The 15,325-nt window shown below is 46.0% G+C and carries 14 protein-coding genes and 1 pseudogene; 5 read left to right on the top strand and 10 right to left on the bottom strand.

The window, feature by feature from the left end; translation table 11 throughout:
• Positions 1-377: 377 nt before the first annotated feature.
• The gene (locus ACFTRD_RS09545) at positions 378-1,934 is read right to left on the bottom strand and encodes an ABC-F family ATP-binding cassette domain-containing protein (RefSeq protein WP_379379170.1); all 1,557 of its coding nucleotides are present in this window, start codon (positions 1,932-1,934) and stop codon (positions 378-380) included.
• Positions 1,935-2,178: 244 nt separating this feature from the next.
• Here ACFTRD_RS09545 and ACFTRD_RS09540 point away from each other — a divergent pair, with 244 nt between their 5' ends.
• Positions 2,179-2,655: an SET domain-containing protein gene (locus ACFTRD_RS09540; RefSeq protein ID WP_379379168.1), complete on the top strand. Its 477-nt coding sequence runs from the start codon at positions 2,179-2,181 to the stop codon at positions 2,653-2,655.
• 202 nt (positions 2,656-2,857) lie between these two features.
• Here ACFTRD_RS09540 and ACFTRD_RS09535 read toward each other — a convergent pair whose 3' ends face one another.
• The 7 genes from ACFTRD_RS09535 to ACFTRD_RS09505 form a co-directional block, all read right to left on the bottom strand.
• Positions 2,858-3,466 (bottom strand): DUF1349 domain-containing protein, encoded by a 609-nt coding sequence (locus ACFTRD_RS09535; protein ID WP_379379166.1) that lies wholly within the window; start codon positions 3,464-3,466, stop codon positions 2,858-2,860.
• A gap of 29 nt (positions 3,467-3,495) precedes the next feature.
• Positions 3,496-4,839: a dihydrolipoyl dehydrogenase family protein gene (locus ACFTRD_RS09530; RefSeq protein ID WP_379379164.1), complete on the bottom strand. Its 1,344-nt coding sequence runs from the start codon at positions 4,837-4,839 to the stop codon at positions 3,496-3,498.
• A gap of 39 nt (positions 4,840-4,878) precedes the next feature.
• Positions 4,879-6,393, bottom strand: a complete 1,515-nt coding sequence (gene opuFB, locus ACFTRD_RS09525; RefSeq protein ID WP_379379162.1) for an osmoprotectant update ABC transporter permease/substrate-binding subunit OpuFB — start codon at positions 6,391-6,393, stop codon at positions 4,879-4,881.
• The gene (locus tag ACFTRD_RS09520) at positions 6,386-7,429 is read right to left on the bottom strand and encodes an ABC transporter ATP-binding protein (RefSeq protein WP_379379160.1); all 1,044 of its coding nucleotides are present in this window, start codon (positions 7,427-7,429) and stop codon (positions 6,386-6,388) included. The genes opuFB and ACFTRD_RS09520 overlap by 8 nt, the downstream gene beginning before the upstream one ends.
• Before the next feature lie 225 nt (positions 7,430-7,654).
• Entirely contained in the window at positions 7,655-8,512 is an 858-nt protein-coding gene (locus ACFTRD_RS09515; RefSeq protein WP_379381257.1) for an NmrA family NAD(P)-binding protein, read from the bottom strand.
• Between the two features lie 90 nt (positions 8,513-8,602).
• The gene (locus ACFTRD_RS09510; RefSeq protein ID WP_379379158.1) at positions 8,603-8,947 is read right to left on the bottom strand and encodes a nuclear transport factor 2 family protein; all 345 of its coding nucleotides are present in this window, start codon (positions 8,945-8,947) and stop codon (positions 8,603-8,605) included.
• A 130-nt stretch (positions 8,948-9,077) separates the two neighbouring features.
• Entirely contained in the window at positions 9,078-9,662 is a 585-nt protein-coding gene (locus ACFTRD_RS09505; protein WP_379379156.1) for a TetR/AcrR family transcriptional regulator, read from the bottom strand.
• A 166-nt stretch (positions 9,663-9,828) separates the two neighbouring features.
• Here ACFTRD_RS09505 and ACFTRD_RS09500 point away from each other — a divergent pair, with 166 nt between their 5' ends.
• From ACFTRD_RS09500 to ACFTRD_RS09490, 3 genes are all read left to right on the top strand, one after another.
• Positions 9,829-10,191 (top strand): iron-sulfur cluster biosynthesis family protein, encoded by a 363-nt coding sequence (locus tag ACFTRD_RS09500; RefSeq protein WP_379379153.1) that lies wholly within the window; start codon positions 9,829-9,831, stop codon positions 10,189-10,191.
• 244 nt (positions 10,192-10,435) lie between these two features.
• Positions 10,436-11,212 carry a M15 family metallopeptidase gene (locus ACFTRD_RS09495; protein WP_379379151.1) on the top strand — a complete coding sequence of 259 codons (777 nt, stop codon included), beginning with the start codon at positions 10,436-10,438 and terminating at the stop codon, positions 11,210-11,212.
• A 485-nt stretch (positions 11,213-11,697) separates the two neighbouring features.
• The gene (locus tag ACFTRD_RS09490; protein ID WP_379379149.1) at positions 11,698-12,330 is read left to right on the top strand and encodes a nitroreductase family protein; all 633 of its coding nucleotides are present in this window, start codon (positions 11,698-11,700) and stop codon (positions 12,328-12,330) included.
• Between the two features lie 67 nt (positions 12,331-12,397).
• Here ACFTRD_RS09490 and ACFTRD_RS09485 read toward each other — a convergent pair whose 3' ends face one another.
• Complete coding sequence (locus ACFTRD_RS09485; protein WP_379379146.1) at positions 12,398-12,910, bottom strand: hypothetical protein; 513 nt, start codon at positions 12,908-12,910, stop codon at positions 12,398-12,400.
• Positions 12,911-13,186: 276 nt separating this feature from the next.
• On the opposite strand from ACFTRD_RS09485, the gene ACFTRD_RS09480 reads away from it, so the two are divergent.
• Positions 13,187-13,651: an AraC family transcriptional regulator gene (locus ACFTRD_RS09480; RefSeq protein ID WP_379379144.1), complete on the top strand. Its 465-nt coding sequence runs from the start codon at positions 13,187-13,189 to the stop codon at positions 13,649-13,651.
• A 407-nt stretch (positions 13,652-14,058) separates the two neighbouring features.
• Here ACFTRD_RS09480 and ACFTRD_RS09475 read toward each other — a convergent pair.
• Positions 14,059-15,303 (bottom strand): annotated as a pseudogene (locus ACFTRD_RS09475) (aminopeptidase).
• Positions 15,304-15,325: the final 22 nt, after the last annotated feature.

Here is a 15,325-nt window from a genome sequence, read left to right as displayed (position 1 = left end):
TTCTTAAGGGCGCGGTACTGTTATCCAGCCTTTACTGAGAATGCAACCAACGTGCGGTGCCGTGCGCGTTTCACCTCCTCTTTTAATGAAACCGGTTTCAGTAGAGTGCAAAAAAAGACCCGTTTTCCCTCCTAAGTGCAATGTACCAAAACGGAATACCTCGTCTTCTTTGCCCCTATGTAGTGAAACAGGTTTATATCACGTAAATGTAAGTGCTTTCAATTATATTATTGCCTGTTTGAAGCTGTCAACCACCAACTCAGTTCGGACATTTCGCGCTGAAACCACGTAAAAAAACGCGTATTCCGCCTGCTTCGCAAGCAAATACGCGCCTTTTATCACCGTTCGAGCTTGTTCGCAAGCTCACTTGTAATCCTTTAAAATACCTTCGTTGTCCACGACTCACAATTCCACGTCTCCGTAACCACATCACGATAGAATTCAGGTTCGTGAGAGATCAGCAGGATACTGCCTTTGTACGCTTTGAGTGCACGTTTCAATTCATCCTTGGCGTCAACGTCCAGATGGTTTGTAGGCTCATCGAGTACGAGCAGGTTCGTTTCATTGTTGATTAATTTGCAGAGACGCACTTTGGCTTTCTCCCCACCGCTCAGCACCGCTACCTTGCTCTCAATATGCTTTGTCGTCAGTCCACATTTCGCAAGTGCAGCACGCACCTCGAATTGGGTGTAGGACGGGAACTCCTGCCAGATCTCTTCAATACACGTATTGTAGTTGGCATCCTTCATCTCTTGCTGAAAGTAACCAATCTCCAGATGTTCACCGCGTTGAACGGTTCCTTCCAGAGCCTGAATTTCACCCAGAATACTGCGCATCAGGGTTGTTTTACCGATTCCGTTCGCACCAACCAGTGCGATCTTCTGTCCACGTTCCATGCGCAGGTCCAGCGGTCTCGACAACGGCTCATTGTATCCAATGACAAGCCCTTTTGTTTCAAAAATGAGCTTGCCGGACGTTCTGGCATCACGGAAATTAAACTGTGGTTTCGGTTTTTCCTTGGCGATTTCAATGACTTCCATCTTGTCCAGTTTCTTCTGTCTGGACATCGCCATGTTGCGCGTAGCCACACTTGCCTTGTTGCGTGCCACAAAGTCCTTGAGATCAGCAATTTCCTGTTGCTGCCGCTTATACGCCGACTCTAGCTGCTGTTTTTTCATCTCATGGACTTCCTGGAAATGACTATAATCGCCCACATAACGGGTGAGATCTTGATTCTCCATGTGATAGATCAAGTTAATGACACTGTTCAGGAACGGGATATCATGCGAAATCAGAATAAAAGCATTCTCATATTCCTGCAAATAGCGTTTCAGCCATTCAATATGCAATTCATCCAGATAGTTCGTAGGCTCATCCAGGAGCAGAATATCCGGTTTTTCAAGCAGCAGCTTGGCGAGCAATACCTTCGTACGTTGTCCACCACTTAGATCGTTCACGTCCTTGTCCAAACCGATGTCGGTTAGACCCAAACCACGCGCCGTCTCATCCACTTTGGCATCGATCATGTAAAAATCCTGGTTGGTGAGCGTATCCTGAATCGTACCTACATCCTCCAGCAGCTGTTCCAATTCCTCAGGAGTTACATCACCCATCTTGCCATACATATCATTCATTTCCTGCTCCATGTCGAACAAATACTGGAACGCTCCGCGAAGTACATCACGAATGGATTGCCCTTTGTTCAGCACAGCATGTTGATCCAAATAACCAACACGCATCCGTTTGGACCACTCCACTTTGCCTTCATCCGGCTGAAGCTTGCCCGTAATAATGTTCATAAACGTGGATTTACCTTCACCATTGGCCCCGATCAGCCCAATGTGCTCGCCTTTCAGCAGGCGGAAAGAAACGTTGTTAAAGATAGCACGGTCACCAAAACCGTGACTTAATTTTTCGACATTTAATATGCTCATTCATGACACCTTTTCTATATAGACTTAATTCTTTGTATATTATAAGCGTTATATCATGCACAACTCAACGCCATATTGTAAATTTAACACCATTTTTCGATCAAATAACCTCCGTTTCGACCCCCAATTCATTCAAACTGAGATCAATGCATTTGCCTTATAGGTATGGATGAGTTAAAATTTTTGCTTAAACGACTTACAACTATAAGAATGGAGCTCTCATGCAGAGCATCAGGTGAACATTATGATTGAAGTGAAACAGTCCAAATTGGGAGATGGCGAATTTAACCGCGGTGTTTTTGCTACGGTAGATATTCCAAAAGGACAGCTGATCCATCAGGCCCCGGTTGTTCCTTATCCGAATGAAGACCATGAACATGTCGAAAAAACGATTCTGGAAGATTACGTATTCGAGTATGGTGCAAATCATACCGCCATCCTGTTGGGATACGGCAGTTTGATCAACCATTCCTACGAACCTAATGCCACTTATGACATTAACTTCGAAAACCATACCTTTGACTTCTATGCGTACAGAGATATCAAAGCCGGCGAAGAAGTTTTGATTAATTATAATGGCGAGGAAGATAATATGGACCCGCTTTGGTTTCTGGACGATTACGAGGAACGCATGCGTGAGCTGAATGAAACAAATGATAGTAACGGGGATGCTGTTGACATCGAAAGCAATTCCATAGACACGACGGATCCAAGCAAATAAATTGTGATGCACACTCCCGCGATAGCTGCATGCTCATGTATGAACAAAAAATGGCTGAATGCCATTCAGTATAAGCACGATATAACGGCTATGCAGTTGCCAAAATTCAAACTCAACAAGCACGTTCTCCATCAAGGAAAACGTGCTTGTTGAGTTTATTACGATGGATTGCTTCACCATTTTCAACCAAATAAGGCCCATCTCAATCGGTAATGGGAGGGTCTGTGTGCAGATCCTGATCCGGTTCTGTCAATTTCCATTTGGTAAACGCAACCTCGAACCCGGCCCGCTTCGGAGAACAAAGAAACGGTCCTGCCTGCTTGTTCGTCGGATAGGCGAACCTTGCAACACGAATGGTGCGCCATGGATGCTCATCAGTGCGGGCACGAATGACTACTGCTTCGTCATGGTATGAAGCCCGAATGGTAACGATGCGTCCACCCCATTCCGGTACAGGCGAGAGTGACCAATCAGAAAATCGATCCGTTACGACCGCTCCTACATGGGCCACACCGTCATTCACTTCTACCCCCGCCTTGATCCACTGATCCTGGCCGTGCCAGAGCATCAACCCTGCCTGATCATATAATTCCGTGAATGAACTGAGATCAAACGATACTTCGATTGCCTTGGTACCATCCCATGGAGCAAGCATGGCATGTCCATTCTGATGACAGAAACCATAAAAGGTTTTCTCCCAGAAGTCACTGCCCTCCTGTGCCTCCACAATCAGACGGTCACCTTCCGTTCGCGCCTTAGCTGGTTCGGTTGTCCACTCGGCGTCATGAATTCGGTGAAAATTAGCTGACATGATTCTTCCCTTCCTTCCACACCATCACATTAAAATAAAGAGCCCAAATCCGATGCGGCTGTAGGATAAGCAAAATTCATGGTGTTTAACTGATCGGTCGTCAAATCGAACTGAATCGCCATGGCGAACAGGTTAATCAGTTCTTCTGTTTTGCCACCCAATACGTGGGCACCCAGGATACGCCCCGTTGCCTTATCAGTTACAACTTTGGCCATGGCAAATTTTTCATTCGTACGTTTATAAGTATACCATTTCGACATGTCATTTACCTTCACCTCGTATCCCTCTTTCTTGGCCTGTACGACATCAAGGCCTACAGAACCCAGGGATGGTACCGTAAATACAATCGAGGGCATCACTTTATAATTAGGTTTATTATGGTTGCCTTCGAGCAGATTCAAGGATACAGCGCGTGATTCCTGACTTGCGAGCGGAGTCAACGGAAGCCCTTCCGTTGCGGCAACATCGCCAGCTGCGTAGACTTTTGGATTGCTTTCGCTTTGCAAGTACTCATTAACGGAGATACCTTTTTTCGTATAGCTGACATTTCCCTTCTCCAGTTCAAGTCCCTCTACATTCGGAATACGTCCTGCTCCATGAACGACAAGTCCGCACTGCCATTGATGATCTGCCCCATTTCGGGTTCCGCTGACTACATACGTGCTGCCTTCCTGACGAATCGCCTTCACTTCCGCATTCAAATGCACCTGAATGCCCACTTCTTCTGATTTTTGCAGCAGCAAATCCACCAGCTCCGAATCAAACTGTTCCAGCGGCTGCTCCCCTCGATGAATAATATGAACTTCAGTACCGCCTCTGGCTGCAATATGTGCAAATTCAAATGCAATGTAGCCCCCACCTACCAGAACCAATTTATCTGGCAGCTGTTCCAAATCAAGAAAATCATCACTATATATCAGATGCTCAGCACCATCGATTGGAAGTGTCGCTGGACGCGCACCTGTAGCGATTAGAATATGTTTCCCCTGCAGCACTTCGTCTCCTACACGAATGTGATCTTCATCGACGAAAGAAGCCTTGCCATGGAATGTATCCATTCCGGCCTGTTTGAACTTATTCTCACTTGCTCTCGGAATACTTTCCGTAAATGTTCGCTTAAACGCCATAAGTTCCGGCCAATGAATTGAGGCGTTTCCTTCCACTCCTTTGCCCTTCATTCGCTCATTCCAGTCGATCAATTCAGCGGCTCCTGCAAGCACCTTTTTGGGGTCACAGCCCCGTAACGCACAAGTTCCGCCAAACTCTCGTTCATCAATCACGGCAATTTTCCATCCGGCTTCGGCGCAGCGGGATATAACAGAGCTTGCTGCGCTCCCGGTACCAATCGCGATCAGATCATAAAGTTGTGTCATGTTGGTTCCTCCTCTTCATGGTTAACCGTGAACATCAAGCTATAGTAATCCTGCTTTTTGCAGATAATCCGTTGCAACTTGTTCTGCACTTGCTCCATTAACGTTCACTTCGTAATTCATTTGGCGCATCTCATCGTCCGTGATTCGCCCTGCAAGTTGATTCAGTACCTCCACCAGCTGAGGGTATTTGTCTGCCGTTTCTTTGCGGAGCATCGGCGCTCCTTGATATGGCGGGAACAATTCCTGATCATCCTCCAGTACAACCAGTTTATACTGTCTCAGCTCACTGTCTGTGGAGTAAGCATCCAGCAAATTGATATCTCCACGCTGAACGGCTGAATAACGCAGTTTCGGTTCCATTGTGGCTACGTTGGGGAATTGGATGCCATACTTCTTCTGAATGCCAACATATCCGTCTTCCCGATCAGAGAATTCCAGTGTGAACCCTGCCTTCATCTGCTGCTGCACTGACTTGAGATCTGATATAGTCTTCAGATTATACTGATCCGCAACCTTCTGAGGCACAGCCAACGTATACGTATTGTTGTAATCCATCGGGTTCAGAAGAACCATATTGAACTGGCTTAACATCCCGTCCCTTGCCTGTTCATACACTTCTGTGCGATCTGTGCTGACTGCGGTTTCTTTCATAAATTCCGAGATGGCGGTACCCGTAAATTCCGGATAAATATCAATATCACCTGATTTTAGTGCATTGAACAGAAATGCAGTTTTCCCCAATCCCGGTTTCAATTCAACCCTCAGATCGGTATCCTTTTCAATCAGCAATTGGTACATATGAATCAGAATCTCCGGTTCAGCACCTAACTTGCCAGCAATAACCAGATCTTTTTGACCGCCACGGGAGAGCCAGGGAATCGTGATCACCAGCACAGCCACCAGAGCGAGTGTTCCGAGCGTAGCCAATGTTTTCTTGAACGATAAACGTTGGAACTGGCGGAGCAGCACATCAAACAAAATGGCAAGCAATGCGGCTGGGATCGCTCCCAAAATAATTAATGCTGTATCGTTTCGGTCGATCCCAAGCAAAATCAGTTCACCCAGCCCCCCTGCGCCAATCAGGGCAGCAAGCGTTGCTGTACCAACAATGAGAACCATGGCGGTACGAATGCCTGCCATAATGACAGGCATCGCAAGTGGCAGCTCCACTTTGGTCAGACGTTGGCGACTGTTCATGCCCATGGCATTTGCTGCCTCGACCATGGAAGGATCGACTTCGGATATGCCCGTGTACGTGTTGCGGAGTACCGGAAGTAAGGCATACACCACAAGCGCAATGATCGCAGGAAGTGTACCGATCCCGAATAACGGAATAAGCAATCCGAGCAGAGCCAGGGACGGGATCGTTTGCAATACGGCCGTAACCCCAATAATCGGCTCAGCCACTCTTGGCTTGCGTGTCAGATAAATACCAAGCGGGATCGCGATCAGAACGGCAAAGAACAATGCGATAAATGAGATCTGAATGTGCTCAAGGAGAGCAGACAACAACTGTCCTTTGCGCTCACTGAACACCTCCGTAAATTTACTCATGTCCTTCACCCCGTTCCTGCAGCTGACCGGACCAGTACCGGATCAGATCGGCTCGACTGATCTGGCCTATAATCTGGTGGTCTCTCTCAACCAGTAGTTGGTCATGGGAAGTCATAATATCCAAAAGATCTGTCAGCGAGATTGATGCGGAAACTGCCGTTTTAGCTGACTTTGGCACATGTCCGGGTGAGAGCGGTGACATGATCGATTCAAGTTCAAATAATGCAGTCAGTCGTTCTTGTTCATCGGAGGCAATTTGTAATCCATACATCGGGTTGCTCTCTCCAGATACAGGCTGTGAGCTCATATCCAGACTGGGACTTCCGACAAAGTCACGCACGAATTCATTCGCTGGCTGCTGGATCAGTTCTTCCGGGGTGCCCACCTGTAACACCTGCCCATCCTTCATGATGCAGATGCGATCCCCCAGCTTCATCGCTTCCTGAATATCATGGGTGACAAACACAATCGTCTTCTTCATCTGACGCTGAATATCCAGAATATCGTCCTGTAATTTCTCACGGCTCATTGGATCAAGTGCACTGAACGGTTCATCCATCAGTACTATTTCGGGATCGGCAGCGAGGGCCCGGAGTACACCGATTCTTTGCTGTTGTCCACCAGATAATTCAGCAGGCTTGCGATTACTGTATGTAGTTCCTTTCAGTCCGACCATGTCCAGCAAAGTATGCACGCGCTCCTTGATTTGCTCTGACTTCCATTTTCGGAGTTCAGGAACAACCGCAATATTTTCGGCAATCGTCATATGTGGGAACAATGCAATCTGTTGCAGCACATATCCGATATTCCAGCGCAATTCATGAATGTTGTAATCATCGATAGGCCGATCGTTAATTCGTACGATTCCATCTGTCCGCTCAATCAGGCGATTGATCATTTTGAGCATGGTAGTTTTACCGCAACCGCTCGGACCAATCATGACGAACAATTCTCCCTTATTAATGTTGAGATGAACCTGACGCAGCGCATGGGTTCCATCAGGATATTGCTTGGATACATTTTCGAACTGAATCATCCGTTCTCTTCTCTCCTTTTATCAAACATTCATTCTCATCTATTTCCCCAAAATCACAGACATATAATCACCGTGCCGGGCTGAGGTATCGTTGTTTCTGTAGAATTCGGTATACGGACAGATCCTTCCAAAGGTTGAACAATCAGCAAAAAAGACGGGCCTCGAGGCACCGTCTTCTTGTATTTAGCAGGATTTGATTCCCATATTTTTATAGTGATCCCTCAGTCATTCCCATCCTTGCATATGCTGCCTAATAAATTGCTCCAAAGAAAGGGGGCTTTGCCCCGTGACTTTCAGCACCGTATCCGTCGTTTGGTCTTCTCTGGCTTCCTCCCGGATGAATACATCCAATCCAGCCAGAATCGTTGCGTAGTCTTCCGCGATCCCCGCCCGAATCATGCTGATCCTCAATTCTTCATCGGACAAAGACACATGCTGTATGGGCTGATCCAAAATGCGGCTGATGATGTCTGCAACTTGCCCATAGGAGAACGTTTCTGGCCCCGTAATGATATGAGCTGTATTATAGGGGACAAAATCTGTCAAAGCATGAAAGGCAACTGCTGCGATATCGTCTGCGCTGACAAAGCCAATTTTACCGTCTCCAGCAGCACTGTAGATTTTCCCAAGCTGCTTCATCGTCTCCCGATGCGGTCCCTCCGTAAAGTTCTCCATAAAATAGGAAGGCTGTAGTACAGCCCACTCGGGAGCAAGTTCTTTCAAGCATTGATGTACTTTGCCGAATACAGGCCCGTCTTCATCAACGGAAGCACTGCCAAGCAGGACGAATCGTTTAACGCCGCTCCATAACGCTTCCTTGATGAACGGAATCATTACGGTTTCCGGGTTCATGTCCATGAGTGGTACGACAAGGTACACATGATCCACATTTTTCAGCGCTGAACCATAAGTGGTAGAATCATACCAATCAAAATAGACATGATCATCGCCAGAATCAGTAGAGAATGGCTGTTTTCTCCCTGCCAGACGTACCGGATATTGATTTTTCCGAAGCATGGCCGCAACGCGGCTTCCTGTCTTTCCACTCGCTCCCGTAATCAGTGTTAAAGGTTTATCGTTGATCATTTTCTTTTCCTCCCAAGTCCGATTCGAGTACGACCATTGGATTCCAATAATCTTTATAATTTGTAATTTTGCCGTTCTGATGGCTCACTACATGTAGGTTTGGTTATACGGTTTGCCTGTGACCAGAGACCGCCCCAAACAAGTGAACTCGGCCACGAACTGTTGTTTCGCGTGATCAGCCAAGATTACTGGTTCAGAAAACTGCTGGATTTCAATCATCCTCAGAAGATCCTGTACATGATTCGCAATTGCAGCCTTGCCCTCCAACTTCTTAGGGAACCCTGGCGGGGAATAGGGGAATTCAAAGACAGCTTCTGTTGCATATAGCTCCACCCACTTATCCAGCTCTCCATCCAGCAGCAATTGAGTAAATCCATGCATAATGCGTCGTGGTATATCATTGCCTGCTTCCACCTGATAAGAATGTGTCATATTTTACTTCCTCCTTCGGTTTGTTTTTTGTCCATTTTTCCAGACTGATCAGTCTAAAATGGTGAAAAAATAAACGCCCTAAGCGTTCATTTTCAAAAATCCAACAAAAACCCTTGCTCATGTACTGCCATTAATTCATAACTCTTAATGTCGTATTCACTAGCTCCCGCAGCACTTCTGTACTGGCACCGCTCTTGGCCGTAAAGGTCAATGACAGGCGGGAATAATTCAGAAAACGGGCAATACCGGGCAATTCATGCTTGGCATGGTGAAATTCGCCGTTTTGATGTCCACGTATTAGCGCCGCAAGTAAAATATCTTCCATTCGCTTGTTGTTGTCTTGAATAAACTCGGCAATTTCGTGATTTTGGGGAGCCTGTTCAACGGCGCTATTGATGATAAAACATTCATTGCGACGTACTTCGTCCGTCAATACGTTAACAACTTCGTTGAAGAGTTGTTCCAGACCCTGCCGTACACTGGTGCATTCATCCAATAGCTGAATTCCCGACTCTGTTTTCTGCTGAATATACAATTTCAGGGCAGAGACAAATAAATCATGCTTGGTTCCATAGGTGTCATACAGACTTTGTCGGGCGATACCAAGCTCATTCAGGAGTACGGTCAACGAAGTACCCTCATAACCATAGGCTCCGAATACAGCCGTTGCTTTCCGCAGAACACTTTCCGTGTCAAACTCTTTCGCTCTTCCCAATTTCAGACCTCAACTCCCTCTTGATTAAGTAAAGAATACATTTTCCAGACCAATCAGTCAAGAAAATAAATGCTTTGATTTTTGACAAAGTGGTATAATAACCCTAGAAGTTGAATTCATCTATTTACTATTACGACCCTGCCAACATATAAAGGAGTGTAGCGATATGCATATTCAAATTACAGATTTGGCTGCTGCGCGATTGACTGAAAGCCTGAATGATCAACCTGGTTATTTCAAAGTAATCTATGACATGGAAGGTTGCGGCTGTAATGGGGTTATCGCCATACTTATTGTGGACGAACCCGCAGATCTGGATGTTCAAATGGAAACCAATCTGGTTCCGTTCTATGTCGATCCGAAGCAACAGTTAAACCTGGAGCAGCACATGAAGCTGGACACGGAACCCAACTATCCTTCGTTCAAATTAAGCAGTGATTCCGGCGTGCTTAGCAGCAATGTTCGTGTCCGGGATGCCCGCGGAGTGGCTGCTGGAAGTTCCGGCAATTCTGTTTCATGTGAGCTGTAATCCACAGTTTGGTTGCTGAAATGATGAGGACCTGATTCACCTATATGTACACAAAAAGACTTTGCACAAAGAGTGCAGAGTCTTTTTTCATGCTCTTTTTATCGTCAAACATTTAAAAGCTATGAATCTCGCAAACTTTGTTTACAACTCGGAAACAATTGGAGAACCTATGGATATAATCCTCTAGTATACTCGGTATATACCCAAGTACGAGATTGATATAACCCGAGGAGGAACACCCCACATGAAATCTTTTACACGTAAATCCATCGTATCCACGATACTCATAGGTTCTGTCGTAGCAGGCTCAGCGTTTACAACATTGCCCTTCTCCATGAATATGAACCCGGTCGCGTCCGCGGCTGCCAGCTCCAGTTTCACTCAATTTCTGCATGATAATGCTCCTGGCCGTACAATCAAAACGAGTGGCGGTTTGGCAACGGTCACGAATCTATCAAGTACGGTTGTGCTTGTGAATAAAAAGAGAAACTTGCCTTCTTCCTATGCTCCTCAGGATCTGGTTGTTCCTAATATTCCATTCAGCTTCTCCGGCTCCAGTCCGAAAAAGCAAATGCGTAAAGTGGCTGCTACAGCGATTGAAAAGTTGTTCGCAGCAGCAAAAAAAGACGGCATTGATATCAAAGCCGTTTCCGGTTATCGCTCGTATGCCACCCAAAAGTCCATTTTTGACCGTAATGCAAGTATCAAAGGCGAAGCCGTTGCCAATAAAACCAGTGCTCGTCCTGGACAAAGTGAGCATCAGACCGGCCTTGCGATGGATATCTCCAGTGCATCAGCGGGATATGATTTGCAACAAAGCTTTGGAAACACCAAGGAAGGCAAATGGCTGAAAGCCAATGCGCCTAAATACGGCTTCATCATTCGTTATGGTAAAGATCAGGAGAAACTAACCGGCTACTCCTATGAGCCATGGCATGTGCGTTATGTGGGTGTATATATTGCTGGCGAAATTACGAGCCAGAAGCTTACGCTGGAGCAATACTTGGAGCGCGCCAAATAAACAGCAGGAATCTGGATGATAAAAGTAAAGTTGTTCCGCTCTAATGATCATAGAATGTAAAAAAAGCAAACAGAACTATACAGGATGGGCCCGGTATCGGGCCTTCTGTCATAGATTAAGGACCTATAACTTTTCTAAATACGATGGGCAGCCTCTTCAAGCTTTCCGTTCCGATCCAGGAACCAGCGCCAGCAAGGAGTGCATTATGAAAAAAATAAAGGGCAACATTGTACGCGATCGTACCGAGGACCATCTCCACTACCAAAAATCGTTTTAGTGTAGAGGATTCAATGACATATACCTGAAATTCTTGCCGGGACTTTCCAGCCCTATACCTTGTGATGAGTGTTTTCATGAATCACCTCTACTGTTTTATTTTATCGTATGGCAGGCAGATCTTGTCTTATTCAAAAATAATACTTACATAAAGTAACTTAGTGTGTTATAGTCAGTTTATAAATCATACATAAGCGAGGGAAACTAGCATGAGTGAATTGGAGAACCTGGTCAAAAACCGCAGATCGGCCGTTATTTTTGAAGAAGGAATTGAGATTCCGGAGTCGGAACTGCAAGAGATGTTTGCCCTGAACAAATTCGCACCTTCTGCCTTTAATCTGCAACACGCACATTACCTTGTGCTGACGGACCCGGCCCAGAAAGAGAAAGTATACGAAGCTTCCCAGCAATATAAAGTTAAAACCGCCTCTGCCGTCATTGTGGTATTGGGCGATGTCAACGCACACCATCATATTCGTACCATTAATGAGGGCCTGCTGAACCTCGGCGCGATTACTCCGTTTCAATACGAACAGGAATCACAAAGTGTTATCGAATTTTACGAAACACGTGGAAGGTTCTTCCAACGCGAAGATGCGATTCGTAATGCCAGTCTGTCGGCCATGCAACTGATGCTGATCGCTCAGGATCGCGGTTGGGATACCTGCCCCATGATTGGTTTCGACGCTGAAGAGCTGCAAAGAACCTTGGATATTCCGGACCATTATGTACCCGCCATGCTAATTACGATCGGCAAAAAGTCGGAAGCCAAACAACGTCCACGCGGCTACCGCAAACCGATTAACGAATATGTCAGCTTCAACAAAATGCAAGCCGAATAACTGAAGGCTGTAAACCAAAAAGCCACGTTTTCGTGGCTTTAGGTTTGAACAGGTTTCATCCGATCCTTTAATACGTTTCATAAATAAGGTTCTCTGATATTTCAAATGTGTTGTCAAATGACGCATACAGACATAGTCGTCCGGCAGGCGTATCGCCTGCATCGTAACCCATTTGAAAGCAGCCACCCTCCTGGAAAGCCACGTCAGCCAAAAGTAATTCATTCACATCCTCATCTGGATGAGCCTCACCTATAAGCCGAAGCGTCCGTTCACATAATTCATCGAACTGATTCCATGCTTCTTCAATCATAGGAGCCAGTTGGTTCATAGCGACATGGGTTGAAGCATCGGTAGTAACTACAAGATTTTGACCCTTGTACTTCAGAGTAGCGTTATATTTTGTCTGCGACGCATCGTATTGAAAAACCCCAACACCCTGTACACTAAAATCCGGCTCTGCTATAAGGTTGTCCCCATACTGAAGACTCTCCAGCTTGGAATGGAGCGCAGCATCCAGCTCGGTTAGTTTATTCTCTGAGCAATAGAGTTCCTGAAGCTGTTCATTCTGACTAAGATCCAACTTTGAGATGTGGTTATTGAAACATCGTATACTTTCCAAAGCGCGGTTGTTACAAGTATCCAGCTCGGTTAAATGATTATGATTGCAACGGATTTCCAGCAGGTTTATACAATTTGAGACATCCACATGTGATATGTAATTGTTGGAGCATTCAAGCTAAAGATAGACGTCAAGTCCTAGGATCAATCTTTTGCCAAAAATACATATGAATATTTTTTTATATCATGATAGCATTCGAAATGTAACCAATAACCGTCAACGAAAGGACGAAAACCTATGGAATTTCATATTGAAAACCTGCCATCAACCCGAATTGCCTATGTACGACAAGTGGGACCGTACGGTCCCGCCAACAGCCAGGCCATGGAAACGTTAAAGAGCTGGGCTAGATCCAAAAACCTGTTTACAAAGTCCACCATACTGTTTGGCATTCCCCAGGACAACCCGGAAACCACGCTTCCCGCACATTGTCGATACGATGCTTGTATTGTCATTTCGAAGGATTTTCCTTTGGATGGATCGACTCCCGATCTCAACGAAGCTGAACTTCCTGGCGGACAATATCTGATTTGCAAAGTCAAACATACAGCCGAAGCTGTTGGGCAAGCATGGACTAATATTTTCTCCCATTTACAAACTAGTGGATACACTATGGACAACAAACCCATATTAGAAAGATATACGGGCGACCTGCTGCATCTGGATTATTGCGAAATATGTGTACCCGTTAAGTCACAATAAACTCATGCAAAGTTAGTGCAATACGCATACAGCAAAAAGGGGCTGCCCATACGTCATGAGCCTGACGGTGGACACCCCTTATTCCGCGTTATTTTGGCTAACGAACCTGACGCACGTTATTCGCTCCCATTTGCACCGTTCTGAGATGTAACGAATCCCAGAGCCGTTATTTCATCAAATAGATCGATCTTTGGGCTCTGACACCATGTTTGCACCGAAATAACATCATTGAAGTTCGTTAAAAATGGAAGGACTTGAAAATTCGTCGTTTAACGTGCGGTAGGTTCGTTAGTAGCTTGCAAGCTTGGCGCATTCCCCTAACCAGAACCAGCCGTGCGGCCAACCCTACCGAAATGGGAAGCCCTTTTGAGACAGCCCTTTTGAGACGTATCGCGATGATTTACAAATTAAAATGCCCAGTTTCCTTTACGGAATACAGGTTCCACCGTACCATCCTGCAGCTCGCCATCGATGTCCAGCTCCGCGGAGCCAATCATGAAGTCCACATGGGTCAAACTGACGTTACATTCATGCTTCAGCAATTCCTCGTTAGACATCGTTGTACCATCCTTCAGGTTGAATGGATATGCACTTCCGACAGCCAGGTGACAGGATGCATTCTCATCTATGCCGGTATTATAGAAAATACGATTCAAGTTGGAAATCGGGGAATCATGTGGCACCAAGGCCACTTCACCAAGATAGCGTGCACCTTCATCGGTGGCAAACAGATTTTTCAAGTGCTCTTCGCCCGAAGCAGCTGTAAAAGCAACGACCTGTCCATCCTTGAACGTAATTCTCATCTGGTCCACCAGCTGTCCATTCAGGTTCAGCGGCATCGTGCTGCTGACGAATCCGTTCACTCCACTGCGTTTCGGCATGGTAAACACTTCTTCTGTCGGCATGTTCGCAACGGTATACACACCTTGTTTGTTTTCGCCACCGCCGCCTCCCCAGATATGATTGTTCACAAGCTCAATTTTCAAATCTGTACCTGGTGCGCGGTAGTGCAGGCTTTTATAGTTTTTCTTGTTCAGCAAATCACTCATGGCATTCAGGGTGTCCAGATGTTTTTTCCAGTTCTGTACAGCGTCTCCGCCATCGACACGGTTCATCTTGAAGATGGTATCCCACATGACGTGAATGCGATCTTCCTCTGGAATGTCGGCAAACACTTTGTTCGCCCACGCCTTGGTTGGCGCTTTGATCAGACACCAGCTAATCTCATGGTTACGTGTATATTTCGAATATCCGCGTCGTGCATGAGCCGCCGCCTTGGTTGCACGCGAAACGTTGTCAGAGTTGATTCCTTTGTACAATTCAGGGTCAGGTACCTTGATCGTGAGAGTCGCACCGCCTGCTTCTGCAAACTTCTCCATCATATCCGCCTTCCAGGCCGGGTAATAGTCGAAGCTGTCATCAGAGCCATGTTGAAAACGACTGCGTGTAATCTCATCGTCATCGAAGTCAACCTGTACATATTTGGCACCTGCCGCATACGCTTTTTACACGATTAGCCGGGTGAATTCCAATGTTTCGATGGGCGCCGTCACGAGCAGATCCTGCCCTTTTTGAATATTTACGCCGACTTTGACAACCAGCTCTGCGTATTGTTCCAACGATTTTTCAAAGGTTTGTTCAAAATTACTCATGGTTGTGTTCACTCCTGTTTCA

The organism is Paenibacillus sp. NPDC056933 (assembly GCF_042674385.1).
In the GTDB taxonomy this organism is placed as follows: domain Bacteria; phylum Bacillota; class Bacilli; order Paenibacillales; family Paenibacillaceae; genus Paenibacillus.
Note: the sequence above shows the minus strand (reverse complement) of the source record. Positions and strands in the feature narration are given on the sequence as shown.

What these genes read in the sequence shown, in the direction of transcription:
- ACFTRD_RS09510 (WP_379379158.1), bottom strand. Translation starts at nt 8,947, where the DNA reads ATGACACATTCTTATCAGGTGGAAGCAGGCAATGATATACCACGACGC.
- opuFB (WP_379379162.1), bottom strand. Translation starts at nt 6,393, where the DNA reads ATGAGTAAATTTACGGAGGTGTTCAGTGAGCGCAAAGGACAGTTGTTG.
- ACFTRD_RS09520 (WP_379379160.1), bottom strand. Translation starts at nt 7,429, where the DNA reads ATGATTCAGTTCGAAAATGTATCCAAGCAATATCCTGATGGAACCCAT.
- ACFTRD_RS09540 (WP_379379168.1), top strand. Translation starts at nt 2,179, where the DNA reads ATGATTGAAGTGAAACAGTCCAAATTGGGAGATGGCGAATTTAACCGC.
- ACFTRD_RS09500 (WP_379379153.1), top strand. Translation starts at nt 9,829, where the DNA reads ATGCATATTCAAATTACAGATTTGGCTGCTGCGCGATTGACTGAAAGC.
- ACFTRD_RS09495 (WP_379379151.1), top strand. Translation starts at nt 10,436, where the DNA reads ATGAAATCTTTTACACGTAAATCCATCGTATCCACGATACTCATAGGT.
- ACFTRD_RS09530 (WP_379379164.1), bottom strand. Translation starts at nt 4,839, where the DNA reads ATGACACAACTTTATGATCTGATCGCGATTGGTACCGGGAGCGCAGCA.
- ACFTRD_RS09535 (WP_379379166.1), bottom strand. Translation starts at nt 3,466, where the DNA reads ATGTCAGCTAATTTTCACCGAATTCATGACGCCGAGTGGACAACCGAA.
- ACFTRD_RS09545 (WP_379379170.1), bottom strand. Translation starts at nt 1,934, where the DNA reads ATGAGCATATTAAATGTCGAAAAATTAAGTCACGGTTTTGGTGACCGT.
- ACFTRD_RS09480 (WP_379379144.1), top strand. Translation starts at nt 13,187, where the DNA reads ATGGAATTTCATATTGAAAACCTGCCATCAACCCGAATTGCCTATGTA.
- ACFTRD_RS09490 (WP_379379149.1), top strand. Translation starts at nt 11,698, where the DNA reads ATGAGTGAATTGGAGAACCTGGTCAAAAACCGCAGATCGGCCGTTATT.